Source organism: Salinibacter ruber DSM 13855 (genome assembly GCF_000013045.1).
Lineage (GTDB): Bacteria > Bacteroidota > Rhodothermia > Rhodothermales > Salinibacteraceae > Salinibacter > Salinibacter ruber.
Genome location: NC_007677.1, coordinates 214,754 through 241,346, shown reverse-complemented (window position 1 = coordinate 241,346; position 26,593 = coordinate 214,754). Strand labels below are relative to the sequence as shown.

The 26,593-nt window shown below is 65.5% G+C and carries 19 protein-coding genes; 11 read left to right on the top strand and 8 right to left on the bottom strand.

Features of this window, described 5'->3' with window-relative positions:
• Window positions 1-613: 613 nt before the first annotated feature.
• From SRU_RS00925 to SRU_RS00915, 3 genes are all read right to left on the bottom strand, one after another.
• Window positions 614-4,285 (bottom strand): M1 family aminopeptidase, encoded by a 3,672-nt coding sequence (locus SRU_RS00925; protein ID WP_237701814.1) that lies wholly within the window; start codon window positions 4,283-4,285, stop codon window positions 614-616.
• Between the two features lie 230 nt (window positions 4,286-4,515).
• Window positions 4,516-5,412, bottom strand: a complete 897-nt coding sequence (locus SRU_RS00920) for an ABC transporter ATP-binding protein (RefSeq protein WP_011402958.1) — start codon at window positions 5,410-5,412, stop codon at window positions 4,516-4,518.
• A gap of 235 nt (window positions 5,413-5,647) precedes the next feature.
• Window positions 5,648-5,785 (bottom strand): hypothetical protein, encoded by a 138-nt coding sequence (locus tag SRU_RS00915; RefSeq protein WP_162713327.1) that lies wholly within the window; start codon window positions 5,783-5,785, stop codon window positions 5,648-5,650.
• 950 nt (window positions 5,786-6,735) lie between these two features.
• On the opposite strand from SRU_RS00915, the gene SRU_RS00910 reads away from it, so the two are divergent.
• Window positions 6,736-7,386 (top strand): hypothetical protein, encoded by a 651-nt coding sequence (locus tag SRU_RS00910; RefSeq protein WP_011402957.1) that lies wholly within the window; start codon window positions 6,736-6,738, stop codon window positions 7,384-7,386.
• 12 nt (window positions 7,387-7,398) lie between these two features.
• Here the strand turns inward: SRU_RS00910 and SRU_RS00905 are convergent, their stop codons facing one another.
• Entirely contained in the window at window positions 7,399-9,351 is a 1,953-nt protein-coding gene (locus tag SRU_RS00905; RefSeq protein ID WP_011402956.1) for a PAS domain-containing sensor histidine kinase, read from the bottom strand.
• Window positions 9,352-10,003: 652 nt separating this feature from the next.
• Between SRU_RS00905 and SRU_RS00900 the strand changes: the two genes are divergently transcribed.
• From SRU_RS00900 to SRU_RS00860, 9 genes are all read left to right on the top strand, one after another.
• A complete protein-coding gene (locus SRU_RS00900; RefSeq protein ID WP_011402955.1) occupies window positions 10,004-11,035 on the top strand; it encodes a hypothetical protein in 1,032 nt (343 codons plus the stop codon).
• Between the two features lie 459 nt (window positions 11,036-11,494).
• Entirely contained in the window at window positions 11,495-13,804 is a 2,310-nt protein-coding gene (locus SRU_RS00895) for a TonB-dependent receptor (RefSeq protein ID WP_112902759.1), read from the top strand.
• Between the two features lie 70 nt (window positions 13,805-13,874).
• Entirely contained in the window at window positions 13,875-14,846 is a 972-nt protein-coding gene (locus SRU_RS00890; protein WP_112902757.1) for a DUF4249 domain-containing protein, read from the top strand.
• A gap of 173 nt (window positions 14,847-15,019) precedes the next feature.
• A complete protein-coding gene (locus tag SRU_RS00885) occupies window positions 15,020-15,931 on the top strand; it encodes an HAD family hydrolase (protein ID WP_112902755.1) in 912 nt (303 codons plus the stop codon).
• 84 nt (window positions 15,932-16,015) lie between these two features.
• Entirely contained in the window at window positions 16,016-16,579 is a 564-nt protein-coding gene (locus SRU_RS00880; protein WP_112905114.1) for a PKD domain-containing protein, read from the top strand.
• 409 nt (window positions 16,580-16,988) lie between these two features.
• Complete coding sequence (locus tag SRU_RS00875; RefSeq protein ID WP_112905112.1) at window positions 16,989-17,570, top strand: hypothetical protein; 582 nt, start codon at window positions 16,989-16,991, stop codon at window positions 17,568-17,570.
• A gap of 1,314 nt (window positions 17,571-18,884) precedes the next feature.
• Window positions 18,885-19,271, top strand: coding sequence for a hypothetical protein (locus tag SRU_RS00870; protein WP_011402949.1), 387 nt, complete (start codon window positions 18,885-18,887; stop codon window positions 19,269-19,271).
• A 161-nt stretch (window positions 19,272-19,432) separates the two neighbouring features.
• Complete coding sequence (locus tag SRU_RS00865) at window positions 19,433-19,642, top strand: hypothetical protein (protein ID WP_011402948.1); 210 nt, start codon at window positions 19,433-19,435, stop codon at window positions 19,640-19,642.
• 119 nt (window positions 19,643-19,761) lie between these two features.
• Window positions 19,762-20,376, top strand: coding sequence for a hypothetical protein (locus SRU_RS00860; RefSeq protein ID WP_011402947.1), 615 nt, complete (start codon window positions 19,762-19,764; stop codon window positions 20,374-20,376).
• A 65-nt stretch (window positions 20,377-20,441) separates the two neighbouring features.
• On the opposite strand, the gene SRU_RS00855 is transcribed toward SRU_RS00860, so the two are convergent.
• The 3 genes from SRU_RS00855 to SRU_RS00845 form a co-directional block, all read right to left on the bottom strand.
• A complete protein-coding gene (locus SRU_RS00855) occupies window positions 20,442-20,759 on the bottom strand; it encodes a hypothetical protein (protein ID WP_011402946.1) in 318 nt (105 codons plus the stop codon).
• A 489-nt stretch (window positions 20,760-21,248) separates the two neighbouring features.
• Window positions 21,249-23,084, bottom strand: a complete 1,836-nt coding sequence (locus tag SRU_RS00850; RefSeq protein WP_112902751.1) for a methyl-accepting chemotaxis protein — start codon at window positions 23,082-23,084, stop codon at window positions 21,249-21,251.
• 67 nt (window positions 23,085-23,151) lie between these two features.
• Window positions 23,152-24,750 carry a methyl-accepting chemotaxis protein gene (locus tag SRU_RS00845; RefSeq protein WP_112902749.1) on the bottom strand — a complete coding sequence of 533 codons (1,599 nt, stop codon included), beginning with the start codon at window positions 24,748-24,750 and terminating at the stop codon, window positions 23,152-23,154.
• Window positions 24,751-25,207: 457 nt separating this feature from the next.
• Between SRU_RS00845 and SRU_RS00840 the strand changes: the two genes are divergently transcribed.
• Window positions 25,208-25,846, top strand: coding sequence for a hypothetical protein (locus SRU_RS00840; RefSeq protein WP_011402943.1), 639 nt, complete (start codon window positions 25,208-25,210; stop codon window positions 25,844-25,846).
• A gap of 122 nt (window positions 25,847-25,968) precedes the next feature.
• On the opposite strand, the gene SRU_RS00835 is transcribed toward SRU_RS00840, so the two are convergent.
• Window positions 25,969-26,547: a TlpA family protein disulfide reductase gene (locus SRU_RS00835; RefSeq protein WP_112902747.1), complete on the bottom strand. Its 579-nt coding sequence runs from the start codon at window positions 26,545-26,547 to the stop codon at window positions 25,969-25,971.
• Window positions 26,548-26,593: the final 46 nt, after the last annotated feature.

Sequence of the window (26,593 nt, the reverse complement as noted above, 5' to 3'; positions counted from 1 at the left end):
CCAGCCTAGTGCCAAAACCGTGACATCCTTTTCATTTTTGAGCAGGCAGTATCGCTGGATCTGCCGCCGCAGCTTTAACCATTTTATTGTCGCAACTTCTTACAAACTGCAAGAAGTAGATAATCAGGCGCGGTAGGTACGGTATGTCAGAGCCGACGCTTTCTTCCCCGGTTACACTTCTTGATCGAACGCCATGGTTCGGAGAAATCAGGCTACAAGACAATGAGATCACAGTCTCCGGCTGGACGTGGACCGGCCCCTTTCAGAGACGGATCCCGATCAGAAAAATCATGGTTTTCGAGACGTGGGCAGGAGGAAAGGGAGACAATTACTTCCGCATGATAGTAGACGGGGGAAACCCAGTACGGGGTCAAATCGGGAGCGGAATCGGGCTCTGGGAGATGAGGATTGAGGCCGACGGACGTGTCGACCTGAAACGGCAGCACCGACGTCACGGGTGCACCGTATCGCTTAGACATGGGAGTGGCTGGTAGATGCTCCGCTCTCCTTGCGCTACGACGTACTTGTTTCCGTAGCTGGTGCGCTTGTATTGTGTCGGGACGAGCGTATTATGTTGGGACGAACGCAAGAAGGGCCTGTACGCCTTGCCCTCCTAATCGGCCCGCGTAACGGTCGTCATGTTGTCCTCGGTTTCCCGATCGATGAGTAGCGTGAAGGGGTCGACGCCGGCCCGCGCCGGCTTCTCGTCGACCGTCACGGTGATTTCTTGCGTCCCGCTCGTAAGCCGGTGCGTCTGCCGGTAGAGCGTCCGCTGGTCCTCGGCGCCCACCTCGCTCTCCTCGGCGAAGACGCCAATTTCCACCGGCAGGTCCATCGGCGCCTCCGTGGGGGACGCCCCGATGCTGTCGGCCTGCTGCTTGCGGGCCTCGACCGTGAGGGTCACGCGGTACCGTCCATCCGCCGTTTCCCTGTAGGTAGCGCCGGTGGCGCGGTTGTCATAAAGCGTGATCTTGCGGAAGAGGTCGCCCACGAAGCCCTTCAGCGAGTCGGGGGCGGCCGCCTCGAACCGCTCGACCAGCGCCTCGGAGGTCACGAAGGGGGGCGACTGGTACTGGTTGGCCCGCAGGAACTCCCGAAGCACGCGGTTGACCGTCTCCTCCCCGAGGTACTCCTTCAGGGCGTACATGACGAGCGAGCCCTTCTCGTAGTGGATGTATCCTTGGCTGGCGGCGGCCGTCATGAGCGGGCGCTCCTCCCGCGACTCGAGGCTCCGGCCGCTCAGGTACTCGTCGAGCTCGTACTCCAAGAACCGTTTCATCTTGTCCCGCCCGTAGGTCTCCTCCATCACCATAAGCGCGCTGTACTGGGCGAGCGACTCGACGAGCATGGTCGCGCCCCAGACCGGCCCGCTGACTACCTGGTGCCCCCACCACTGGTGGCCCATTTCGTGGGCCGTGATGTAGTAGGGGTAGTCGATGTCGGTCTCCGGGTCGACGCGGGCGATGAAGCCGACGCTCTCCGAATACGGAATGGTGCCGAGGAAGGACTGCGCGAAGCCGGCGTACCGTGGAAACTCGGCGATGCGCACCTCCCGGCTCTGGTACGGCCCGAAGTGGCGGGTGTAGTAAGTGAGCGACTGCTTGACCGCGTCGATCATGCGGCCCGTGTTGTAGTCGTGCGTCGGGTGGTGGAAGACCTCAATGTCGACGGGCCGCCCCCGGTTGAGGGACGAGTCCGGCGGGGTCCAGGTGCCGCTCGCCTCCTCGTAGCGGGCCGACAGGAACGAGAAGAAGCCCGCGGTGGGCGCGGACGTGCGAAAGCGCACGTGGCGGCGCCCACCCGTCGTCCAGGAGGAGTCGCGGGTGCCGGTGGCCAGGGGCACCTGGTCGGCGCTCGTGCTCACGGTGGCCTCGTAGTCGAGCCACGTCGCGTCGCGGGCCACGTAGGGGCGCATCCGCGCCGACGAGTCGCTCTGGGGGCGCATCCGGGGCTCCGGGTCCAGGCCGTGGTCGTCCCGCTGGGAGCGGTCGCTCAGCTCGGCGCCCGCGTCGTATCCAATGCGCGGCAGCTCGCCGCTGCCGATGAACGTGCCGTTGTGGACGATCGATGTCTGACTGCCGCCGGTCGTAAAGCCGTCGTTGCGGACCCACGTATCGAACGTGAGGGAGGTGGAGTCGCCCGGCGCCAGCGGCTCGGCCAGGTCCACGAGGCGGACGCCGTACGTCTCGTCGCGGCGCACCGTCTCGGCCGCCCGCCCGAACGACAGCCAGTCGACGTTCGCGTCGGCAGGCGTGTCAATGAAGACCGTATCGACAGCGGTGCTTTGGTCGTTGACCAGCACGTAGGTCCCCGCTAGGCGCGCGTCCCGCCGATCGGGGTACAGATCGATGTTCAGATCCGCCGCGTCGATGCGGGGCTGTGGCTTCGTGGCGTACCGCTCGTAGGTCTTTTCGTACTCGGCCCGGAGGTCCGTCTGCTCGCTACTGGTGCGAAAGGTGTTCCAGACCGTCGTGTTGACGTAGATGAACGTCCCGGTGCCGAAGGCCACTACGCCGGCCACGCCGAGGGTCCCCCACACCGCTGGCGAGAGGCGCCGGCGCGCCTGCCGGAGCCGCACGCTCAGCGTCGACTCCTCGCCGCGCACCCAGGCGAGGCGGGCGACCGTGGCCATGGCAAGGGCCACGGCCGCCCACAGCAGCTTGTGCCACGCGAAGGCACCGGCGAAGTGGCCGTACTCGTTCATCGCGGAGTAGGGAAGACCCGGGTCCGACCCGTAGCGCCACAGCGTGTGCTCGATCCCGAGCTGGCTGCTGAAGGCCAGCCCCAGAAAGAACGCCACCACGATGAAGTGGCCCAGGTACTTGTGATTCACGACCGCGTGCACCGTGAGGGCCAGCGCGGCGTACAACAGGTAGTCGACCAGCTGAACGCCGTAGAGCTCCGTCAGGTAGAGGCCCAGGTTCAGGTCCGTGAAGCCGTAGCTGAGCTGCGTCGCGACGCCGGTGGTCAGCACCACGAGCATCAGGGTCGCGCAGACGAGCCCCAGGGCCGTCCCCTTCGCCGAGAGCGTCACGCTGGTGGGCAGTGGGAGCGTGTCGTGGACCTGCTGCACCTCGACGTCCCGCTCTCGCCACACGAGCTGCCCGGCGTAGAACGTGATGAGGATCACCATGAAGAGGGAGAACTGGTTCCCCAGCTGGCCCACGATGTGGTAGGTGACCGGCTGCACGGGCGTGCCGTTGATCTGGCCGGACTGAGAAGCGGCCACGACCAGAAAGATGATGCTCGCCCCCACGATGGCGTAGAAGTACACGTCACGGACGACGTACAGGAAGGAGCGCCGGACGATGGACGTGAACTGGCGCAGGCGGGCGCCCCAGTGTTCCGAGAGTGCGGCCCCGGGCAGGTCAACGGCGTGAATGAGGGAGGTCGGGGTCACCTCCGCCAGGGAGGGGCCCTCGGCGCCGGTCTCGTCGTCGTCCCCCGACTGCTGTCCCGGAAGGTGCGCAAACCGAAAGCCCGCGTAGAGGCCGGCCACCACGGCGAGGCCGACCCCCAGCCAGAGGACCCGGTTGAGCAGGACCATCCCCTCCAGCGGGACGAGCTGCGCGTTTTGCTCCGCCGCGGTCCAGTAGCGGGTCAGCTGCTGGGTGGGAATGAGCCCGAACGGATCGACGACGGACGCCACCGTGCTGTTGCGGAGGGCGTCTCCGCCCAGCAGAACGGCCGCAATGTTGTACCCCATGAACAGCAGCACGCCACCGATGTAGTTTGGCAGCATGCGGCGCGTGAAGGCGGGGAGCGCGACAAACAGCCCGCCCACCCACAAGAGGTTGGGGAGGAGGTACAGCAGGTAGGGCTGCAGGTACGCCATCGGCCGAAACGCCCCAAGCTGGCTCGGGTCGACCCACGGCGCGGCGGCTCCGAGCACGAGCCCGGCCGTGAGCCCGGCGTACAGGTAGAGGTGAACGAGAACGGCCCCGAGGAAGCGGCTGCCCAGGTACTTTGCCTTCGACACCGGCGTCGAAAACACGAGCGGGTGGATGCCGCTGTCGTAGTCCCGGTACACGGACTGTCCCATGAAGGGCGCCGTGATCATCAGCCCCAGCAGGCTTACAAAGAGCGTCGTGGCGTTGATCGCGAAGGGGCTGTTGGCATTTGTATTCGGCCCCATTCCGAAGATCGTGATGTTCGCGTCCGCAAACGCGCCGCCCAGCGCGTTCATCAGCAAAAAACTGACCCCGAAGAAAATCCCGAAGTAGATGTGGGTCGAGAGCTGGCGCAGGCGGTGCCGGACCTCTTGAGCGAGAAGGCTTGCAAACATACTGTCAGACAGGTTGAGAAGCAGCTCTTGCGTGGGTGCAGGCGCTACGAGCACGTCGTGCTCCGGGCACGGGGCGGTCCGGACATGTGGGAGCAAACCCCGGGGGGGGGGGGGGCAGGGTGAGGGCCCCGCCCCAGTTGAGGCCCCGCCCTAGTCGAGGCATCGCCCCAGTAGAGGCTCCGCCGCAGTGAAGGCCGCGAGGGGCGCGGGCGATGCCGAGGCGAGAGAGGCTACGCAACGACAGGTGCGTCCTCGCGGGCACCGGTCCTCATCTGCGTGAAGTAGACGTCTTCCAGGTCGGGATCGGCGGCTTCAAAATCCGGGCCGGGCCGGGCGGAGGCGTGGACCCGAATCACCGGACGGCCCGCGACGAGCTTCGTGGAGACGACGTTGCGGGTCTCCTCGTGCTCCGGGAGGGTCTCCTTGGTGACCGTCTTGCGCCAGATCTGTCCCTCCAGGTCGGCGATGGCCGCTTCCGGCGCGCCCTCAAAGATAATCTCCCCCTCGCGGATGATGGCCATCTGCGTGCAGAGCTCCCGCACATCGGCCACGATGTGGGTGGAGAGGAGCACGACGCTGTCCTCGCCGATCTCGCTGAGCAAGTTCAAAAACCGAACGCGCTCGGCAGGATCGAGGCCCGCGGTCGGCTCGTCGACGATGATGAGGTCCGGGTCCCCGATCAGCGCCACCGCGATGCCGAACCGCCGTTTCATCCCGCCGGAGTAGCCCCCGAGGTTCTGGTCGCGGGCTCCGTCTAGGTTGACGCGGTTCAGCAGGGCGTCGACCACGCGCCGCCGCTCGGAGCGATCGGTGATGCCCTTCAGCGTAGCGAAGTGGTCGAGCAGGGTTTCGGCGGAGACGTTGTCGTAGACCCCCACCTCTTGGGGCAGGTAGCCGAGGCGCTTGCGGAGGGTCTGCTTCTCCTCCAGGGCGTTGATGTCCCCGAGGTGTACCGAGCCGGTGTCCGGCTCCTGCAGGGCCGCCACCGTGCGCATGAGCGTCGACTTCCCGGCGCCGTTGGGCCCGAGGAGGCCGAACATGCCGGGCGGAATGGTGAGGGACACGTCGTCCAGGGCGCGCGTGCCGTTCGGATAGGTTTTCGAGACGTTCTCGATCGTAAGGGTCATGTGTCGCTACCTGTATTCGGAGATGCGGGTGCATTCGGCGGTGCGCGTGGCCACGTTTCGTCAGGCGCGGCTGTGCCGGGGGGCGGGAGGCACTGGAACGCCGCCTCGGCAGCGCTCTCCGAGGCTCTGGCCGGAGCGCGCCTGCTGGCCTGGCGTGCAGCCTGGCAGGCCGGGCGCCGCAGCGCAACGCGGTCGCAGCGCGCCCCGAGCGCAATGGTGCTAAAGCACGACGGGACTAGAGCGCGATGAGAACGCCCACCAGCGCCACCGAGACCACGGCGAGCATGTAGTCGTCGAAATTGGACGCGTCCCGCTTGCGGTCGTGGCGTTTCCGAGGTCGGTCGGTCGTCTGAGAGCGGCGTGCTGTCTGCATGGGTCCGGGCTGAAGATGCTTGTCAAAGAAAACGAAGGGGCGCTTCCCGAGGGAAAGCGTTCCCTCGACGCTCACGCTTCTACGTGTGCCTTTCACATGTGCGTACCTTCTGCATGTGCATGCCTTCTGCATGTGCGGCTCCGCGTCTGCGCACATGCTTGGACTGAAAACACCCCTGGGCGGTCCGGTGCGTGCGACAAGTGGGCCCGCTGGCGCGACGGATGGGCCCTCTTCGCCCGATGACCTGCTTGTCTCGGGGCCTTTCTTTTCTTTTTCGGGGGCCTGCCCTCGGGGGAATCTGAAGGCCCGCTTTTCAGTTCTGAAAGGCCACTCTTCAACAGGAGTCGTTCGGGGAACGGCATCCGTCCCGAGAGCTACCTCCCCCGCGTGGGTTCTCGTTCCTGTTGGGCCTGATGGCATCCTATCGGGCCTGATGGCGTCCTGTCGGGCCCGGCGGCCGTTCTCCCGTCGGTCCGAGGCCAGGCGGGTCCGGAGAGGGTCTCCTGCCCGGTTCGGCTGGGCTCCGTGCCGGCCCCCGTCGTGGTACAGGAACTGTTTCCGGCCGTGAGGGGGACCTCCAGGCCTCGACGGGAAGGGTCCACGAGGAAATGCCCCCGTGCAGGTCTCGGTTAAGACGGAGGCGCCCCCCTAAAACTCGTCCGCCCCCCAGGCCCCGTCCACGCTCGCTACCGGCCACGCTCGCTACCGACCGCAACGGCGCTGCGCCCAAAAGACCTTTCGTCTTCGTGTTCACCGGTTCGTGTTCACCGGTTCGTGCCCCCGGCGTCTACGTGGCCCCTTCCGAGGGAACGCGCCTCTCCCCTAGCGGCTCACGTACCTAGCAGCTCACGTATGCGGCGTTCGACTTCGGATGCCCAACGTCTCCCCAAACCTGTCTCGCACAGACCTGTCTCGCACAGACCGATCTCGGCCAGACCGTCCCTCCGACCATGAGTCAGCCCGAATACATTGCCGCTCTGCTTTCGATTATCGTCGGCCTCGGCCTGACCGACCTGGCCCAAAGCCTCCGCGAACTGGTTCGCCCCCGGCGGACGGTCAACTGGCACTGGCTGCCCCTTCTCTGGGCCGCCACCGCGTTTCTCCTTGCCGTTCAGTTTTGGTGGAACTCGTTTTCGTTTCTGAAGGGAGCCACCTCGGAGTTTTTCCTCCCGTACCTTGTCGCGTTTCTGCTTCTGTATCTGACCTGTGCCTTCGCGCTGCCCGACCCGGGGTGGGAACCGCCTGGGTCGGAGACAGGCGGCGGATTCTCTGTCGAGTCGCTAGGGGCCCGGGCCCCACTGGATCTGAGGGCATTTCACTTTTCTACGGCACACCGCCGGTGGTTCTTCGGGGTCTTCATTGCCTTCATCCTCACGAGCCAGATCAGCAGCCAGATCGCGAGTCTGTTTGCCGAGCGGAGCGTCAACCCCCAAGAGATCCCGGGCAACCTGGTCCTGGTCGCCCTTCTCGGCACGCTCGTGTGGACGGGCCGAAAGTGGGCCCACGCGGTGATTTCGGTGCTCTGCTTTCTGGGAATCGGGTGGGCCACGCTCGCGACCATCCTGGGCTGGACGCAATTTGGGGAACTGCTCGGGCTTTGACGGCGCCGCCCCTCAGCCCCCTACGGTCTCGTCGGAGCGCTCGTGCGCGTCGTCGGTCAGGGGAAGCGTTACGGCAAAGCAGGTGCCCTCGCCCTTTTCGGTCTCGACATCGACCTCGCCCCCAAGCTCGTCGGTAAGCCGCTTCACGATCGACAGCCCCAGGCCGCTGCCCTCGTACTCACGGGCCATCCCCTCCGACTCTTGTCTGAAGGCCTGAAAGAGCCCCGGCACGTTCTCCGGGTCCATTCCGATCCCGGAGTCCTCAATCTCAAGGGTTGCGCTTCGGCCCTCATCCAGGAGGCGAATCCCCACGCAGCCTCCCGCCGGCGTAAACTTAATCGCGTTCTCTAGCAGGTTTCGGCAGATTCGGTGGAGGGCGTCCTCGTTCGAGATGCCGCTGACTGGTGAGTCCGGGATCTCAGTTTGCAGAGCGAGGGATTTTTCAGTGAGGTCGTCACGGAGCGCTGCGGTAACGTCCTCGACGACAGCCCTCAGCGAGACCTCCTCCCGCTCGAGCTTGTGGACGCTGGACTCCAGTTTTGAGAGATGGAGCACCGACTCGAGCGTCCGCTGAAGCCGCTCACTGCTTTTGCGTATCTTGGTGGCGAAGTCTCCGTGCTGGCCACTGAGGTTCTGTTCCAGCACCTCCGAGAAGCCGGTGATGGAGGTGAGGGGCGTGCGGATCTCGTGGCTCATGTTTGCCAGCATCGCGGACTTGAGCCGGGCGGCCTCCTCTGCCCTTTCTTTTGCCTCACGGAGCGTCTGTTCGCGCTTCTTTCGCTCGGTGATGTCGGTGTGGATCCCCAGCATCCGAATCGGCTCTCCTCTATCGTCATACTCGACTACACCTTGGGCCTCGATCCACCGCTGCTGACCACCGGGGATCTGCACTCGAAACTCCGTTTTGTATTTCTCTTGGTTCTCAATCGCCTGCTCGATGTCCTCCCGGGCACCCGGAAGATCATCGGGATGAACGTGCTGGGCCCAGGCCGCAAACGTTCCCGGGAACCCCCCAGGCTCATACCCAAAAAGCCGCTCGGAGGTCTCGTCCCAGATCACCTCGCCGGCCTGGATTTCCCAGTCAAACGTCCCCGTGTCCGACACGTCGAGCGCAAGCTGAAGGCGAGCATACAGCGTCTGAAGCCGCTCCTCCCGCCGCTTCCGCTCGGTGATGTCCATGTACACGGAATATGTCTCTGAGGCCCCCGAGTCCAGGGCCTGCGCCACCCGCAGCTGAAACTCCCGCTGTCCGTCCAGGGTCTCGCACTGGACCTCGGCCTCGGCGATGCCCTCATCGAGGGCCTGGTGATTAATTCTTTCGGCGCCCCGCTGGATGCCTCCCGGACGGATGAGGTCGTACAGGTTCTCCCCGATGGATTCCTCGGGGTCATGGCCGAACGCCCTCTCGAACGCAGCGTTGGCAGCCAGGATGTTGAGCGTTTCTCCCTCAACCCGCCCGTGGACGACAGGAACCGGAAGGCCGTCTAAGAGATTTTCGAGCCGATTGCGGTCGTCCTGCGCGTCGCGTGTGGCTTCCTTCAACTGGGCGGTACTGTATCCTACGCAGAGGCCCGCGATTCCACCGACTGTGGTTAGTTGCAGAACGATGACGGCAGGCTTGATTTCTTCCTGCAGGACCTGCACTCCCACCACGAGCCCAGCAAGAAGCCCCAGCCCAAGACTTTCCACCAATGCGTATTTCGCCACGTCCGGTAGGTAGGGAGCACCGGATGGGCTTTGAAGAAGCCTCCACCCGACGTAGGGAAGCGCCAGGGCCAGGAGGATCGGCACCAAATTTTCCAGTACCGTCGTCCACAGCGGGTCCCCCTGGCGGACCCAGTCCGCGTAGACATCAAACAGAAGGGAGGCCGTCAGCGTCAGACCGACGACGAGCAACAGCTGAAAGGCACTGCGCCGGCCCAGTGCCGAAGGACGGGAGAGGGCATCGGTGGCCGAATCGAACATGGGAACTTGCGAGTGCGGCCCGAAGAGCTTTTGGCACCGGAACGGCTCCCAGCAGAAAATGGCTCTTTGGGAACGGAAGGGCAGCGTTACGCCCGTGCCCACGGCACGTCCGCAAGCCTGCTCCCCTGTCTGAGAACGATCCCTCTGTTCAGGGACGATCCCTACTGGGGGATAGTTCGGGGTGGGACCCGCCCGGTGTGCTCACATTTCTCGAAGGGGGATCCACCGCAATTTTGTTTCTATATACGGCCGCGATGAACGCCGCTGAAACAAAACATTTTTCCGAGGCCAGTTTCGTTCTCTCCACCTCGGTTTCACCTAATTCATATTTGCAGGTATCGGATTCGCGCCAGCCTTGAGACCCTTGGGGTCCGCATAGCCTCTCAGGGCCTTGTGAGGGACAGAAAGAACGCTAGCCATGTATCACACCCGACTCGTGGCATGAGCAACTGGTGGCCAACGAGGCTGTGGCTTGGCTCACGGCCCCACATGCGGCGCCAGGCCCATTCAAGCTTGTACAGCCCGGGTTTCGTCCGGCCCAGCGGGCCTCACACTTTTCCGAATGGGTGATGTCTGGCGGCCGAGTGGCACTCTTCCGGCGGCCCGTTGTTAACACAGGTCCAAATACTTTTGCTAGTAGGAGAATCGCGCCATGCGAAACCGTTTGCGCAGTGCTGCACTTTTGCTCGCGTTCGCGCTGGTCGGCGCCGGGCTTCTCGGTTGCGACCAAGGGGGAACCTCTCCTCCCATGACCGCGGAGGAGGCCCGACCCCAGATCATCGAGTCGGCGAGTGGCCTGCAGGGAGCAGCCACGACGTTCGATCAGACCCCTCTTGCCCGCCTGTCCGAGGCGATGATGACCTCAGGGTCCGAGGGGAAGACCGTTTCCCCCTGGGGCAAAGCGCTGACCTCTGGCCTCGGGGCCGTGCTCGACACGACAGGTGGGGACTTCAACTACGACGCCAGCACGGGCGTCTATGTCTGGACCTCGGACACGCAGGCCTGGCGCCAGGAGCGCCCGGCCGACAGCCTCATTCTTCGGTTTCCAGAGTCCCCAGACGCGCCGAGCAACAACGCAACCTTTACGCTGAGCCGCTACGAGACCCGGTCGGTCACGGTCGGAGGTTCAACAGAGCAGGTACCAACCGAGATTGGAGCCTCGCTTGCACTGGAAAATGAGGGAGAGATCTTCTCTGTAGACCTGAGGGACGTTGGGTTCACGTTTCTTGGGATTCCGCAATCGTTTTCGCTGGACGTGACGGCGAATCCGCTTGCCTTCACCACCAGTCTCGAGCCCGGTCAGAACGGGACATTCCAGTACGAAGACCGGTTTCGAAACGATGGTCAACCAGTGACCGCCACCACAGCAACCGTGGACCTCTCCCCGGACGATGCCGAAGGCGATGAAAGCACGCCTGTCCGCGTCGAGGGCACGACGCAGGTCGGGCAGGACCTTGCGATCGAGTACGCAGCGGACGTTGGGGCGCTCTCTGCCCTCGAAGACGCGTCGGCGGACGAGATCAGTGACCGCGTGAGTGTCGATGTGCTGCTGCAGGGCAACCAGGTGGCGACGCTCCGGTACGACGGGTCTGCCGAGCAGGTCATCGTGGAGTATACCGACGGCACGACCGAGCCGCTCTCAGACCTTCTTCGGGAGATCGGAGTGTCGGGGGGCGCCTCCTGAAACGGGGCCGCTTTTTCTGAGACGAGATCATTCCTTCAGGGGCGACGCGTTGCAGACGTGAGCAGGGGACGTTCCCAACCGTCGGCTCGAGACCTTGAACCCGCAGGCGCCTCCGGGCCCCCGAGCCCAGTCGCTGAAATGCGCGCGAGGGGGCGTGCTCTCCGATTTCCGGAGCGCTGCCCTGGGTTGCCAAGCCCCCACGTTCGCCGAGGGGGCCCCCACGCCAAAGGCCCCGTTGCCAGTGTGCGGATCGTTGCCGGGAGGGGCCTTCTCACCAGCAGCCCCCGCCGTGCCGGTAGAGAGTCCCGTACCGACAGGGCCCCGCCGGACTCGAGCATGGGGGCATCGAGCATGAGGGGCCCGTTCTACAGGAAATCACGCCGATGAGCACCGCCGCCGGTCCAGCCGCCTGCTCTGCCCGCGTGGCCTGAATACATTCCAAGTGTGCCTCCCAGTTGTATGACTGAGCACTCCCGTTCCGTCTTCACCCTCGCCGGCTTGTGCGCAGCCCTTCTCCTGACCCTGGGGGCCACCCCCGCCGGGGCCCAGGAGAGCGCGTCCCTGAGCGGCTACGTGCGGGACGCCGAGACCGGCGAGACGCTGATTCAGGCGAGCGCCCTCGTCAAGGGGACCAGCCGCGGGGCGGCCACCAACAGCGAGGGCTACTACACGATTCAGGACCTCTCCGCCGGCACGTACACGATTGTGTTCTCCTACATCGGCTACCAGAACCGCGTGGAGAAAATCACCCTGTCGGCCGGCGAGGCGCGCCGTCTCGATGTCGAGCTTCAGCCGGCAGGCGTGGCGGGCGAGGAGGTCGTCGTGACCGGCGAAGCGGCCGACGAGGAGGGCTCCGTGAGCATGGACCAGGTGGAGACGGCCCTGATTAAGGAGCTCCCCACTGCGTTCCAGCCGGACGTCTTCCGCACGCTGAAGCTGCTTCCCGGCATCAAAACCGCCTCGGACTACTCCAGCAACCTCTACATCCGCGGCGGGGGCCCGGGCCAGAACCTAATCCTGCTCGACGGCACCACGGTGTACAACCCGACCCATTTCTTCGGCTTCTTCTCCACGTTCAACCCCGATGCGATCAAGGACGTGGAGCTGTACAAGGGAGCGTATCCGGTGGAGTACGGCGGGCGCCTCGGAGGGGTGGTCGACATCCGCAACAAGGACGGAAACCGCCGCGAGACCAGCGGGGGGCTGAGCGTGGGGCTGCTCGCGTCTCGGGCGTACATCGAGGGGCCCTACGGGGGAAACGGCGACTCGGCGGACGGCTCGTACATGGTCGCGGTGCGCCGCTCGACCCTTGAGCCCGTGCTGGCGGGGCTGCGGCGCACCGATACGGATGGCATCCCGGACGCCTTCGCGTTTTACGACGTGAACGCGAAGGTCAACTACGACGCGGGCCCCGACGACAAGCTCTCTCTGTCCCTGTACGGGGGGCAGGACCGCCTGGACCTGCAGTTTCAAACCGCCGGGCGCTTCGACATTGACTACGGAAACCAGACGATCAGTGCGGACTGGACGCACCTCTTCGGAAGCCAGGCCTTCTCGACCCTGCAGGTCACCGGGTCGCGGTACCGCAGCACCCCGGTGGCCAACATCGCGAACACCGAGTTCGAACAGACGAACGGGGTCGACGACCTGTCGGTGAATGCGGATATCGAGTACACCCCCGGCTCGAACCACACCCTGAAGGGCGGCGCCCAGTGGAGCCTGCTCTCGTTCCAGCTGCAGGAGTCCTTCGACGGCTCCGTGACCTTCGACCAGGACCTTCGCAGCCAGCAGGCGGCCCTCTACGTTCAGGACACGTACAAACCAACCGGCGACTGGACCCTGAAGGCGGGCCTTCGGGGCTCGTACTTCCAGAAGGGCAGTTTTTGGCGCCTCTCCCCTCGCCTTTCGGCTGAATACTCCCTGTCCCCCTCCGTGCAGCTGCAGGCGGCGTACGGGCGCTACCACCAGTACATCACGCTGGAGACCAGCCAGCTCTTTACGGGCTTCGACACGTGGCTGATGTCCGATGAAGGCGTGCCCCCGTCTTCGGGCGACCAGCTGGCGCTGGGGCTGACCACGCAATTCGGGGACGGCTGGCAGGCGGAGGTTGAGGGCTACGGCCGCACCATGCCCGGCCTGTTCCGGGAGGACCCGTTTTCGTCCGGCACGGCAGGGGTGCCCTACGCCGAGCGGTTCCAGATCGGCGACGGGCGGGCCTACGGGCTGGAGGCGCTGCTGCGCCGAGAGACCGGGGACTTCACCGGCTTCCTCAGCTACACGCTGGGGCGCACCGAACGCCGGTTCCCGAACATCAATGAGACCCAGGCAGGGGGGGCTCAGTACTACACGCCGAAGTACGACCGGACCCACGACCTGACGCTGGTTGCGAACTATCGGCTCACCAGGGGCTGGCGCCTCACCAGCACGTTCAGCTACAGCACGGGCCAGCCCTACACCCGCCCCGAACGGCAGTTTAGCACCGTGGACAGTCCCTTTCAGTCCGCCACCGACGAGCGAACGGTGCTGATCAGCCCCTTCAACAACGCCCGGCTCCCCCCCTACCATCGCCTCGACGTCGGGGCGACCCGAAGCGGAAGGTTCTTCGGGATTGCGGACTACGAGTTCAAGATACAGCTCATCAACGCGTATGCCCGGCGGAACGTCTGGTTTTACCAGTACGAGCGCCAGGACGACGGGAGCCTCGAGCGCACCGAGATCCCCCAAATCCCGGTCCCGATCCCCAACCTGTCGTTCACGCTCACGTTTTAGACGGAGAATTGCCGCTGAGCATTGCCGTTGACCTGTGCGCTCTCGCACCCGGCACACCGCAACCTCCTGTATGCGACGCCTTCTGCTTTTCGCCATTTTCGGCCTTGCTGCCCTCATCGGCTGCGATACGGCTGCCCTGGAGACCGAATCCCAGGTCGTCGTCGAAGCCTACCTGGAGGCCGGTGCACCGATGGACTCCGTCCGGCTCACGCGCACCGCACGGGCAAGTGCAGAGTACACCCCCGAGCGGACGGCCGTTCAGGGCGCGGACGTGCAGGTGCAGCGCCTGAACGACAGCGGCGGCGTCGCGGCGACCGTGCCGTACACGGAGACGGACAGCACGGACGGGCTCTACATCCCCGAGACACCAGCCACCGTCAAGTCCCAGGCCACGTACCGGCTGCAGGCCACCCCGCCGGAAGGCCCTGTCGTCGCTGCGGAGACCACCGTGCCGGCCCCTGTCGAGGCCGTGCGGACCCAGAACGACACGACGACATACCCGGACCCGGACGACGAGAACTCCGACCCGCCCCAGTTCGAACTGACGGTCCGGCCCGGGCCGTCTGCCCTGGAGCGGCAAAACGTCTACGTTCTCACGTCGCGGTCCCTGCTTGACCTGCAGTCCATTCCCGCCAGCCCGCCCGACAGCGTCGCCGGACGCCTGCTGACCCCATTCTATCTCGAACAATACGATGCCGACAGCGACACCCTGGCGTCGTTCCGTGTCAACTCGTCGGGCCTCCTGAACGAGGCGAACTTCACCTCCAACGACGACGGCACCGTCAGCATCACGCTCCCCTGGCTTGCCGTGGCCTTCTACGGGCCGAACCAGATCCGCGCAAGCGTGGTGGACGACAACCTCTACGACTTTCTGCGCACGCAGTCGGCCCAGCAGATGAGCCTGGCCCCCGGCGAGATTCCGAACGTTGACGAGGACATCGAGAACGGAACCGGCATATTCGGAAGCTTTGCTGAGGCCAGCGGAAAGGTCCTCATTCGCCCACCAAACCTAACGGGCGACGACATCCCGCTGCGGCCCTGATGACTTCTTTTTCGGCGCGGCGGTACGCGCTCCAGAACGCCCCGACCTGGCCTCCCTCGGGAAGACTCGGGCAGGCAAGGAGCACTCCCCCCAGAGGGCCCGCCGCCCTGCCAGCAAGAGCACGGACGGGCTGCGTCTCGTGGCCCCACTGTTTCTCAGGACTGCGGTCTCTAATGCCGGTTTCCCCACACGCGCTGGTCCTGGACGCCGACAACACCCTCTGGGATACCAATGCGACCTTCAGGCGGGCACGAAGCGCCATGATTCAGGTCCTGCAGGGGGCGGACCCCCAACCCGGCCCGGGCCCGTCGTCTGGTGACGGGCCCTACGACGCCGCCCCTTCGCCCGCGGACCCGCCCGGCGAGGCGGCGCGTCCCGACGGGGAGAAGCGCCTCGAAACGACCGATGTCCTGTATCGCCTGAGCCAGCACCTCCCGTCCTCCGGGGGCGAAGGGCCGGACCTGGAGCAGTTGGCCCGGGCGGCGGCGTTCTACATGTCGGGGCTTCGGGGCGGGCCTGAGGCCGGCATCCAGACGTCTCGCCTTCGCTGGGCGTCCGAGCAGGTCCGGGCCGGCCGCCAGCCTCCAGGGTGCGACAGGAGCCGGGCGCGGAAGGCGGCCGAGGCGTTCCGGTCTGCGCTAAGCGCACCACCGCCCCTCCTGGACGGGGCCGCTTCCCTCCTCCGGGGCGTCCGGGCGTGGCGGACCGCCCGGCCCGACCGCCGCACGTCCGTCCTCTTTTCGGAGGGCGCGCCCGATCGCCTTGAGGTGGCGTTTGACGCCCACGGAATCGGAGGGGGCCAATATTTCGACGACATCGTGCTTCGGGAGAAGACGCCCGACACGTTTCGAGACGTGTGCCATGCCATCGGCAACGCGGTCGATCTCCCGGAGCCGCAGGCGGCTGAGGTCGTCGTGATCGGCGATTCGCTGCAGCGGGACATCCGGCCGGCAAACGCCACCGGCTGCACGACCCTGTACTGCCCAGGGGACCTGTGGGGCCGCGAAACGCCGGAGGCGGCGTCGGAGCAGCCGGACTACACCCTCAGCACGCTCAATGAGGCCCTGCGCGTTCTGGATCTGTGACGGGTCGACGCAAAAAGGGCTCCTCCCGTGACGCCCCACCGGCACAGGCCGTAGCACGCACGCTCACCCAGCCCCCCTCCGATGATGTCTGACCCACCTTCTGATTCTGGAGCCCCCACAGCCCCTGGCCGCGGGCGCCCCACCCTTCACGTTGGGGGCGCCACGGTGCCCGAAGAGACGGTCGTCATCTCCGTCTCCGGCGGCACCATTCTCGAGTACGAGCTCTCCGACGAGGCGCAGGACCCGGCCCTTACGGATGGATCCCGCATCGAGGCCCGTTTCCCGAGCTACGGCACCTACAACGTAACGGCCTACGTCGATGACGGGAGCGGGACGGGGGAGTCGGTGGATGCCATCTTGAGCAAGCCCGTTTGCATCGCGCCGCGCCCTCACCTAAGCATCAGTCCCAGCGGCACGGTGCCCACGGGGGCGCCCGTGACCTTCGACGCAGGGGCCTCGGCGGGGGATGCCACCGGATACGAATGGACAATCGACGGGCCCGAACCTGCACGCGGCACCGGGGAGACGCTTTCAGTGTCCTTCTCGGTTCCGGGAGACTACAGCGCTACTCTCGAAGTGGAGGGGAGAAACGGGGCCGCCGCGCGCACGCAGGCAGGGTTCACTGTAGCGGCCACCGTGTCGGCCTGAGCGGGGACAGAACCGGCCCAGCGTGCGCGCCGTCCGGGACGGCACCGGAAGGCCATCCCCAAGCGGCCCGACCTTGCTTTCTGGGATGAGGCGTGCCTCGTGAGACCGTGTCGGCCGCCCGGACCGGGGGCCAAGCCCGCCTGGGGTTGCAGTACCGGGAAGGCGCAGGAGGGCAGTGCCCTCTCCAGTCCGGCCCGGGAAACGGGGCAGGCCCCTGGTGCACCCCATCACCACAGAGGGTGCGCGTAGGAGGCCGGCTTCCGTGCCTCAAGAGCGGACATGTCCGCGTGGCACGGACCGATGTCCGGTCTTCCGGCCCCGAGCTGCGTATCTAAGGGGACACATGCTCGACATCGCTCTCCCAAAACCAGCAGACTCTCCCATGTCCATGTGCTGCTGTCCTGTCTCCATGTACCTCCCCAAAGCCTCCACGGAAGCCGGACGCCACCGAAAAGCATACCTCGCCGCCTTCGCTTTTGCCGTTTTTCTGGCGGCGCCGGCACACTCGCAAAGCCGTCCCGCCCCGGATACGTCTCGCGCCTCAGCCCCTCATGCCCCAGAAGCACCTGGGGCCGAGCCCCAGCGGAAAGACCCGCAGCGGGCCGTCTGGTACTCGGTCGGCGGGACGGTGCTGGGCGCGCCCCTCTTCGGCGCCGGGCTCCTGCTGGGCCCGGCCGCCGGCCACTTCTACGCCGACAACAACAGGAGGGCGTGGGTTGGCATCGGCATTCGGACTGGCGGCGCGCTCCTGCCGATACTCGCCACGGCGGGCCGCTCGGGATACGCGGGGCTGGGGGCCTTTCTCGTGACGGCCCCCATCGGAGGGGCCGTGATCCTCGTCAGCGCCATTTACGACATCGTTGTTGCCGACAATGCGGCCCGCCAATACAACCGCACCCACGGCCTGCGCGTCTCCGACATCCGGGTGGTCCCCACCGCCGGTGGGCCCATGAGGAATCAGGTCGGGCTTACCGTGGAGGTGGGGCTGTGAGACAAAACAGCCCGCGCCGTGCCCATCTTGCGGCACGACGCAGGGTCGAGCCATGAGCCAGCCCGAGTGCCTTGCCCGTGCTCATCTCGGGCGGGATGGATCGGACCCGACGCGTGCTGCCACTTTGGGCCCGGCGCCTCGCTGGAGCCCCGGCACCGCGCCCGTATTTGACTGCCGGCCCCTCTGCGCAGGAACGTGCGCCGGCAGCAACCTCCGGTGCTTTCTTTTTGGCCGGCGTTCCTTTCACTGATGCGAGCAGGGCCGGGCGAGGGAGCGCCCCGTCGACAAAGCCCCCTGTCGAGTAGAGCAACCGGCGCGAACAGCGGCTGGCGGGAGCGGCCCCTGCGGCGCCGCAGGGGGGCAGTTCGCGTGCGGAGGGACATGCCCCAACGAGACGAGCCGGGCGACCGGCAGGGCCCGACGGAAAAGATCCTGCGTCCCGACCGCTCCGGGTCTGGGGCCGCCTGAAGTGCCCGATGGCGTACTCGACTCCCTTTCACAGCCGTGCCGGGATGTTCATCGTGGGGGCGTTACCTACCCATAACCTCTCGGCGGCTGCGTTGAGGCTTGGTTACGTCGCCGCGCTTGATGGACCGAGGCGCAAAAGCTACCTAGTACGCATACCTTCCCGGCCCCCCACCAGGGGATCAAGGCAAGCGTCCGCCTCAGTAGCGAGCCCGTCGGCTCCGCTGGGGCGGGCGCTTTTCATTGGCGCTTCCTTTACGCTTTAGGCGAGGACCCCTTAGTTAAAACTGCATATCAATCTGGCCATCGATTCTGCCAGCGCCCGGTCTCTCTGGTGGGGGGCCGGGCTTTTTTGGTGAACGGGCACTGCCGTGTGGGTCGGTGCAGGAAACGCGCTTTCCCGCCAAGAAAACACCTCGGTGGAGCGTGTGGCGGACGGGGGGCACCGGCAGGAAACTCGCAGGCCGGCAGTGGCGAATCACAAAAAGGCGGGAGGGATTGAGGCTCGCGGGGAATGCGTTGCGGGCCGGCACCGAAGAGAGAGGAGACCGCCCCACGTCTACGGCCGGATTGGCCGCCGTGCCGTTTGGTTGAGGACATGCGGATCAGTCCCCACTGGCGCCTGCCTCGAACCTGAAATCGGATGGGGCACAACGCTTGACGCTCCGTACAACATCGCCCAGCACGTCATGTAAAACGCGTGTTGGTGCTCTTCCGTTTGCCTTGGGTCCCAACCGCCGCCCGTCCGGGTCAGCGCAAGCGGTTACGAATGCATTCTCGCCGGCGGCGTCCACGCCTGGCTTCGAAACGACAAGCTGATTTAGCACAGTTGCAGCCGATCAGAACGCCATGCCCGATTACATGCGCGGCTCCTGCGTTTCTCTTGCCATCGCGCTTCACGACATCACGCGGTGGCGGCTCGTCAAGATTGTTGACGAGCAGAACACGCGCCGGCACACCGGTGGGCCAAGGGCCCCCGGCGGCCCGGCCCTGCACTGGGCCGTCGAGCACCCCTCCGGACATCTTCTCGACTGGGAGGGCCTGCGCGGGAAGGACGAAGTCGTCAGCGCCTACGCTCCTCGTGCCCAACCAGGCACGTCGGTCAGATGGAAGTACGCCACCCGCGAAGACGCGGTCGAAGAAAAGCGTCAAACGGGCGCCTGCACGGTCGAGGAGGCCAAGGAAGACGCCCATGCGCTCGCCGACGAATTCCTGCCGGCCGGAACGGCACCGTGAGCCGGGAATGAGCCTCCTGCGCTTCCCGCCCCCCTGGTGTCGCTCCGCGGACGCAAGGACGAATCCCGCCTCCGTGGGCGGGCCAGCAGCGTAGTGGCCGGCCGAACGCGCCGTTCGATCTCCATGCTGAGGGCAGATCACTGACCAGCCCCCTGTTCGCCATGTCTGGTCTGGGCTATCCCTTTGTCTTCGAGTGTGCCAGTTGCGAAAATGAGATCGTGATTGACCGGAAGACTGTTCGAGATACATTCCGGTTCACGGAGCCAGACCTCGATTCCATCGACACGGTCAACGCCGTCCTCTACCAGCGTGGATGGATCAGAACCGACCACCTGATTTTCTGCCTCGACTGTGTTGAGGACAACGACTGACGCGGGACGAGATCGCCGTGCCACAGCGCAGAGGCCGGTTCCGAACGGGTCCTCCACTTCAAAGGTCTTCTGCCTCAGAAGGCGCCTGCTGGGGCGCATAGCCTGAACTCCCCCGAGCCATGAGCCAGCTTGAATATCTGGTTGCCCTCATCTCCATCATTGTCGGCCTCGGCCTGACAGACCTAGCCCAGAGCGTTCGAGAGCTGATCCGCCCAGGCTACGCCGTGAAGTGGGATGGGCTCCCTCTCGCCTGGTCGGCGTTCGTGTTCCTCTTCACGATTTTGCTTTGGTGGAACGGGTTCAGCGTGCTGGAAAACGCAAGCAGTGCAGGCGAGGCCGGGCCGCGCTTCCTGTCGTACCTGCTGTTTTTCTTTCTCCTGTACCTGTGCTGCGCGTTCGCGCTTCCGGACCCTGATTGGGAGATGTCCGTCGCCGGTTCAGGGGACGGTTCCGTGCCGGCGGTCGACCTGGAAGCCTTCTACTTTTCAGCGGGGCACAGACGGTGGTTTTTCGGGCTCTTGACCGGGCTGTTCGTGGCACTGGGGGTGGACAACCAGATCTCCTTCGCGTGGGGAAGCATGCAGGACCGTCTGGTGTCGGCCCTGGCGATCGGGGGGCTGGCCTCGGCCTCGGCGGTGCCGATGTTCACAGACCAGCGCTGGGCACACTGGACAGCGGTAGCGATGACACTCGGCCTGATCGGGTGGCGGGCGGCCCGACAAATTCTCTTCTGAGCGGCCGCGGGCAACGGGTCTTCCCCACGCCCAACACGTCCCGGTGGCCCGGCCGGAGCGGGCCCTCAAATTCGCTCGAAGCCTCCGTCCTGCACTTCATAGGCCGCCCCGTCGACCACAAGCACGTCTCCGATCGAGGAGCGGCGCACGCTGTCGCGGTAGAGTTTCACCACGGCGCCCGAATCGGTCGTCGACGGCTTGTGCCGCATCAGACGAAAGGTTCGCCTCAGCGCGTCGCGGCGATCGGGCGTCTCCACCTCGACGGTCGCCGAGCGCTCATACTCGTGCTGGCGGTCGCTCCAGGCCACGTCGGGCCGCTCCTCAAAGACGTTGTATCCGGTGCCGGTTGGGGAGTGCTGGCGGTGGTAGACCTCAACGGTCATGGTCTGAGCAGGGACGCGTCCAATGAAACTGGGAGGTCAGGGTGACTGCCGTCGGCGGGACCGCCGTTGGGAGGTCCCGGCCACCAGCCGCCGGAAACAGAGACGGCCCTGGTTCAACACGACCACAGAGCGCATCCGTCCCCGGCACGTGCACGTGGGCCGGTGGGTCTTCCGAAGGTCGGCGGGCGCTCGTGCAGAGGCTTTCTCGCGGCAGTCAGGCCACTTCAGAGAGACACACCGAAGAGGCACTGGCTCTCACCGATTGGTCGGGGGCACCGTTTCCGGACGAGCCAGTCGAGGGGCAGGGCAGCGCCCCCCTGTCCGGTGGACAGTTACGTGGAGACAGGTCTACTCAACCCGGACGGGGGGAGGCCGTCGGCTGCGGTGAAATGGACGTCCCGAACGCCCCCGTCTCGGGAGGCGTCCGGTGCTTTCGCGGCTGCCCGATTCATGAGGACAACGCCGACGGCCGGCTCGACCCGTCTATCTCTAGGCAGCCTGCGCACCGTCCCCGAGCGGCCGTCCCCCCGACACCGCCCCGGTTCGGCCCGACCCCACCGGGCCAGCCGTCTCGCCCGTCTCCGCCTCTCCTGCACCACTGCCTTCTTCATCGACGGTGAACCGCTGGAGGCGCCGTTGCAGCTTCCCAGTGACGCTCTCCAGCTCACCAGCGATGTCGGAGACCTGGGTGACCCCTGCCGCCGACTGCTGGGCCGCCGTCGAGATCGACTGCACGCTCTGGGCGATCTCCTCGCTCGTGGTGGACTGCTCTTCGGAGGCTGCCGCGATCTCGTCGGCTTTCTGCTCAACCCGCTCGATGGAGGAGACGATCTCGCCGAGGGTCTCGCTCGCCTTCTCGGACAGGTCAATTCCGTCTTTGGCGTTCGAACTGCTTCGCCGCGCCGCCTCCACGGCCTCGTCGATTTCCGACTGCACCTCCCCGATGATACTAGAGATCTCGGAGGTGGCCTGGTCGGTCTCGTCTGCGAGCTCCCGCACCTCCTCGGCAACCACGGCAAACCCCTGTCCGGTCTCGGCACCGGACTCGTCCCCGCCGGCCCGCGCCGCTTCGATGGCTGCGTTTAGGGCCAACAGGTTTGTCTGGCCGGCGATCTCGTCAATCGTCTCGACCACCGTGCTGATCTGCTCGCTGGAGTCCTGCAGTTGATTGATGGTTTCGGCCGTGTCCTGCACATCGGCCGCAATCTCTTTGATCTTCGCGGTGGCCTCCGAGACCACTTCCTGCCCGTTTCGGGCCTGGCGGCTGCCCTCGCCGGCCGCCTCGGCGACCGACTGAACGCTTTTGGCGTTCTCCCCGATCGTCTGGTTGAGCTCCTCGACCGCCGCGGCGACCTCCTCAGACTGGGCGGACTGCTCCTCCGCGCTGGCGGCCATCTGGTCGGACGACGAACTGATTTGATCCGCCGTGGAGGCGGTTTGTCGGGTTGCCTCTTTCACGTCACTGAGGATCTGTTGGACGCTGCCGACCGCTTGATTGAACCCGTCGAAGAGGTCGCCAATCTCGTCGTCCCGGTCGGTACGGACCCGCACGCTCAAGTCCCCATCAGCAAACCGGTTCATGGCTTTAAGCATCTGTCCCGCGTGCTCCGACAGGGCGTCCTTCTGTGCCTGGAGTTCTTGCGTTGCTTCTTCGACCCGTTCTTCAACAGAGTCCTTCTGGCGTTTAAGCCGCTCGGCCATTTCTTCGGTCTCTTGCTTCTGGGCCTTGGCCTCTTCGGTGGCGGACTTCGCCTCTTTCATCGCCCGCACCTGCCTGCTTTTGAAAACCTGAGCGACGGCGAAGATGACGAAGACGAGTCCTACGTATGAAGTGGCCCTGGCTTCACTCGTCATCACTTCGGCTATCCCTGCCGGAAACGAGACGGCTCCTGTGGCCTGTAGCACGTAAATCAGAATCACCTCGAGGGCGGTAATTCCGGCTAGTAATCCCGCAAACCACTTCTCCGTCAGAAGAAGTGCCATGAGTGGAGCGACGATAAACCAAGGCGTCGTGATTGACGAAAGCCCCCCGTCCAGCATCACAAGCAGGGAGATCAGCACCAGCATTATGGTAGGCGTGAGCTTTGCCCCCATAGACGGCGGAGCTCCACTTTTTACCGCTATCGGCACGAGCGAAAGTACTGCCGCACTTCCCCAGAGAACCGCGATCCCTGAGTAGAACTCCCACCTGAAGTACATCGCCGAGTATGAGATCGCAGCCGCCACGATGATAGATGTCATCGTGACCGTCAGGTACCCCAAGTCCCGTTTGGAGGAGCCTTCAGGGAGCGAGTCGGGAAGAAAAAAGTTGACAAGCGTGGCCATTCTGCTGTCTGTGCCTTTGGGGTTGAAGCCTGGAAGTTCTGGGGGCGCTTTTGTCCGTTTCTGAAGCCTACCGCTTCTCATTCCGCGCCCCATCTCCCTGGTGATGCGGGACGGGGCCGGACGCGGGACTGGGGCTCGACGGCCCCTGCCTTGTCTCTCGTTCGATCTCGAACGCCCGGACCCGCTGCTGCAGCGTGCTGGTGACTTCCCGGAGGCGCTCTGAAACATCTGACACGTCCGTGACGCCCTCAGCCGACTGCTGGGCCGCCGTCGAGATCGACTGCACGCTCCGGGCGATCTCCTCGCTCGTGGTGGACTGCTCTTCGGAGGCCGCCGCGATCTCGTCGGCTTTTGCCTCGACCGCTTCGATGGACCGCACGATCTCTTCCAGCCTGCCGCTGGCCCTCCGGGCCAGATCGATTCCGTCCTCCGCATTGCTCCGCGAGCGCCGGGCCGACTCGACGGCCTCTTTGATTTCGGACTGCACCTCCCCGATGATCTCGCCAATCTCAGAGGTCGCCTGGTCGGTGTCCTCCGCCAGCTCTCGGACCTCCTCGGCGACCACGCCAAACCCTTGCCCGGTGCCCTCGCCCTCCCCCCCTGCTCGCGCAGCCTCAATCGCCGCGTTCAGGGCAAGGAGATTCGTCTGCCCCGCGATGTCGTCGATCGTCTCCACCACCTGACTGATCTCTTCACTGGAGGCCTGCAGCCGCTCGATCCGATCGGCGGTCTCTTGAACCTCTCCCGCAATCTCCTCCATCTTCGCGGTGGCCTCCAAAACCACATCTTGCCCGTCCTGGGCCTGCTGGCTGCCGTCGCTGGCCGAATCGGCGACGGACTGAACGCTCCGGGCATTCTCCCCGATCGTCTGGTTGAGCTCCTCAACGGCCGCGGCGACCTCCTCGGCCTGGGCGGATTGCTCCTCCGCGCTGGCGGCCATCTGGTCGGAGGAACTGCTGATCTCCTCCGTCGCCGAAGCGACAGACTTTGTCGCCCTGCGGACCTCTCCCATCGCCTGGCCCATCGTCTCTGCCGCCTCGTTGAAGCCCTCAAACAGGCGGCCGATTGCTCCACCCTGCCCCTCGGGAAGTCGGGTCGTCAGGTCTCCCTCAGCTAGGCGGTCGGTCGCCTTCAGCATCGTGTCGACGCCGTCCTGAAGACGCTCTTTCCGCTCGGCTGCCTTCTGCTCGGCCTCCCGGGCCTGCTCGGCCTCTTTTTCGGCTCGCCTCTGGGCGGCATTCGCCTCTTCTATTGAATCTCCCAGGTCCCTCGCCACCCCCTCGAAGGTCTCGAAGATGACCCCGATGCTGTCAAGCCGCTCGTAGTCGAAGGATATGTCGTGAGCCCCACCCTCGATCTCGATAACCTTCTCGTTCATCTTCCGGAGCAGCCAGTACATCTCGGCGTAGACCATGAATCCGGTCACGGCCACGCCGCCCCCGGCGACGACAAAGGAGAGGTGGGCGTTCTCGATCAGATACGCGGCGGCGAACGGGAACCCGATCACCGAACAGAGCGGCCCTGCCAGGAGGACCCTAAGCCCAAAACGGCGACGTAGAAAATCCGGGGTTGCCGTTTCCAGTGCCGTGGCGAGCGCCCCAACACTGTACAATGCCTTGGAGACTACTCCTTCTTCTTTTCCCCTGGACGCTGTGGTACTGCTCATGACGTTGGGAGACGAGGCACGTAACTCGAAGACTGGAATTTAGTCTTTGGTTCACGTCATCGGCCTCACGGGGCTATTCCTTAAGTCGGTCTTGTCGCCTGCCGCAGGAGCGCGGGAGCACTGCCCCCTGCAGGTAGTCCGGCGGCCCACGTCCAGGTGGCCAGTCGAGGCTGCCGTACGGCTGGCGGGACCTGCGCCGTCCCCCGCATTGCTTCGCGAAATCGGTGCTGTCGGGCCCACGCTTTCAAGCAGGAGGGGACCCGCCGGTCCGGTGTTGCAGCGGTATTGAAGGCCTCGGGGTCAACGTCGGCGCGCCCCTCGCAACTGAGCGGACACGTCCCCCGGACCGAGCGGACAAGTCCCCGTTCTCCGGACCCGTGTCCGGTTTTTCCGCCCGGGCGGGTCCGATCATGGGAGCGCATGTTCTCAAAACCGGTCCACACGCAACCAACGACCGATGCGCTACGCCCATTCGATCTGCCTTTGCCTTCTTCTCGTTGCCGCGTCCCTGCCGGGACAGGCCGCCCAGGGCCAGTCCGTCCGGGCCCGCCCCATCCACAGCCCTCTCATCCACGGCCAGCCGACCGGCCCCACTAATCGGGACACGGCCTCCCGACCGGCAGCACATCCCCAACCGGAGCCCCATCGCCCCGCCCCCCCTCAGAAGGCCGCCGCCACCTCGCCGAAACGCCCCGGGCGGGCCGTGGCCCTGTCGCTCGGGGGCACCCTGCTCCTTGCGCCCGCCTACGGGGCCGGGCTTTTCGTCGGGCCGGCCTTCGGCCACTTCTACGCGGAGAACCACTCGCAGGCGTGGGTCGGGATCGGAATCCGTACCGGAACGGCCCTGGTCGCGATCAGCGCGGCCGAATCGGCGCAGAATCAGCAGGGCGTCAGTGAGGCGCCGAATTTCGATGGCCTGGAATGGCTCCTCATTGGGGCAGCCGCCGTACTTGGCAGCGGCATCTACGACACCGCCACGGCAGGAACGGCGGCCCGAGAATACAACAGGACGCACGGCCTTCGGGCTCGCGTCACGCCAACCGCCGGCGGCCCTCGGGGGGAGCAGGTGGGCCTCTCGGTGACGCTCCAATTCTGACGACGGGAGCTTCGGGGTCGGGCCGAGCGGGATCCGGGGCGAGGCGGCGGGCCTCCAAGCCGGGGGAAGGCCCGGGAGCACGATCGAGGGGCGTTCGGGGCGACGACCTGACAGGTGCCCGCTCAACGCCCGAGACGTTCGCTCAACATCTCGAGGAGGTCGGCCGACTCTCCAGCTGCTATGTCGGCAACCTTTCCCTTCGGCCCGATGAGGGTCATGTTGGGAAGCCCTCGCACCTTCCCCGAACCCGACTCGGTCGGCATCCGGGCGAACTTGTCTCCAAATTCGCCCATGAGGCCCCCGCTCGCATGTGCGTGCCGCCCCGGCATCTCACGCTTCTCCAAAAACGCCGTCGCCTTGGGCCGAGACCGGTCGAACGAGACGTTCAGGATGGCGAGCCGTTCCGGCGAGTAGCGCCGCCGCGCCTCCCGGAGAGCGGGGAGTTTTTCAATGCAGGGCGCGCACCACGTGGCCCAGAGGTTGAGCAGCACGTACCGGCCCTCGAAATCGGAGGGCGTGATGGCGCGCCCCGAGTCTTGGAGCGCCTCGATCTCGAAGCCGGGCACCTGCTTCCCAATCTCGGCGGGCCCGGGTTGTGCCCGCGCCGCCCCCGCCGACAGGCCCAGTAGCGACGCGGCCGAGACGGCAAGGACGAGAACCCGCGCTTTCAAGTAGCAGTGGGGCACCGATGGGTTGGGCATGCTGTCAAAAGACGCTCCGAAAGAAGACCTGCGAGGAAGGGGGGCG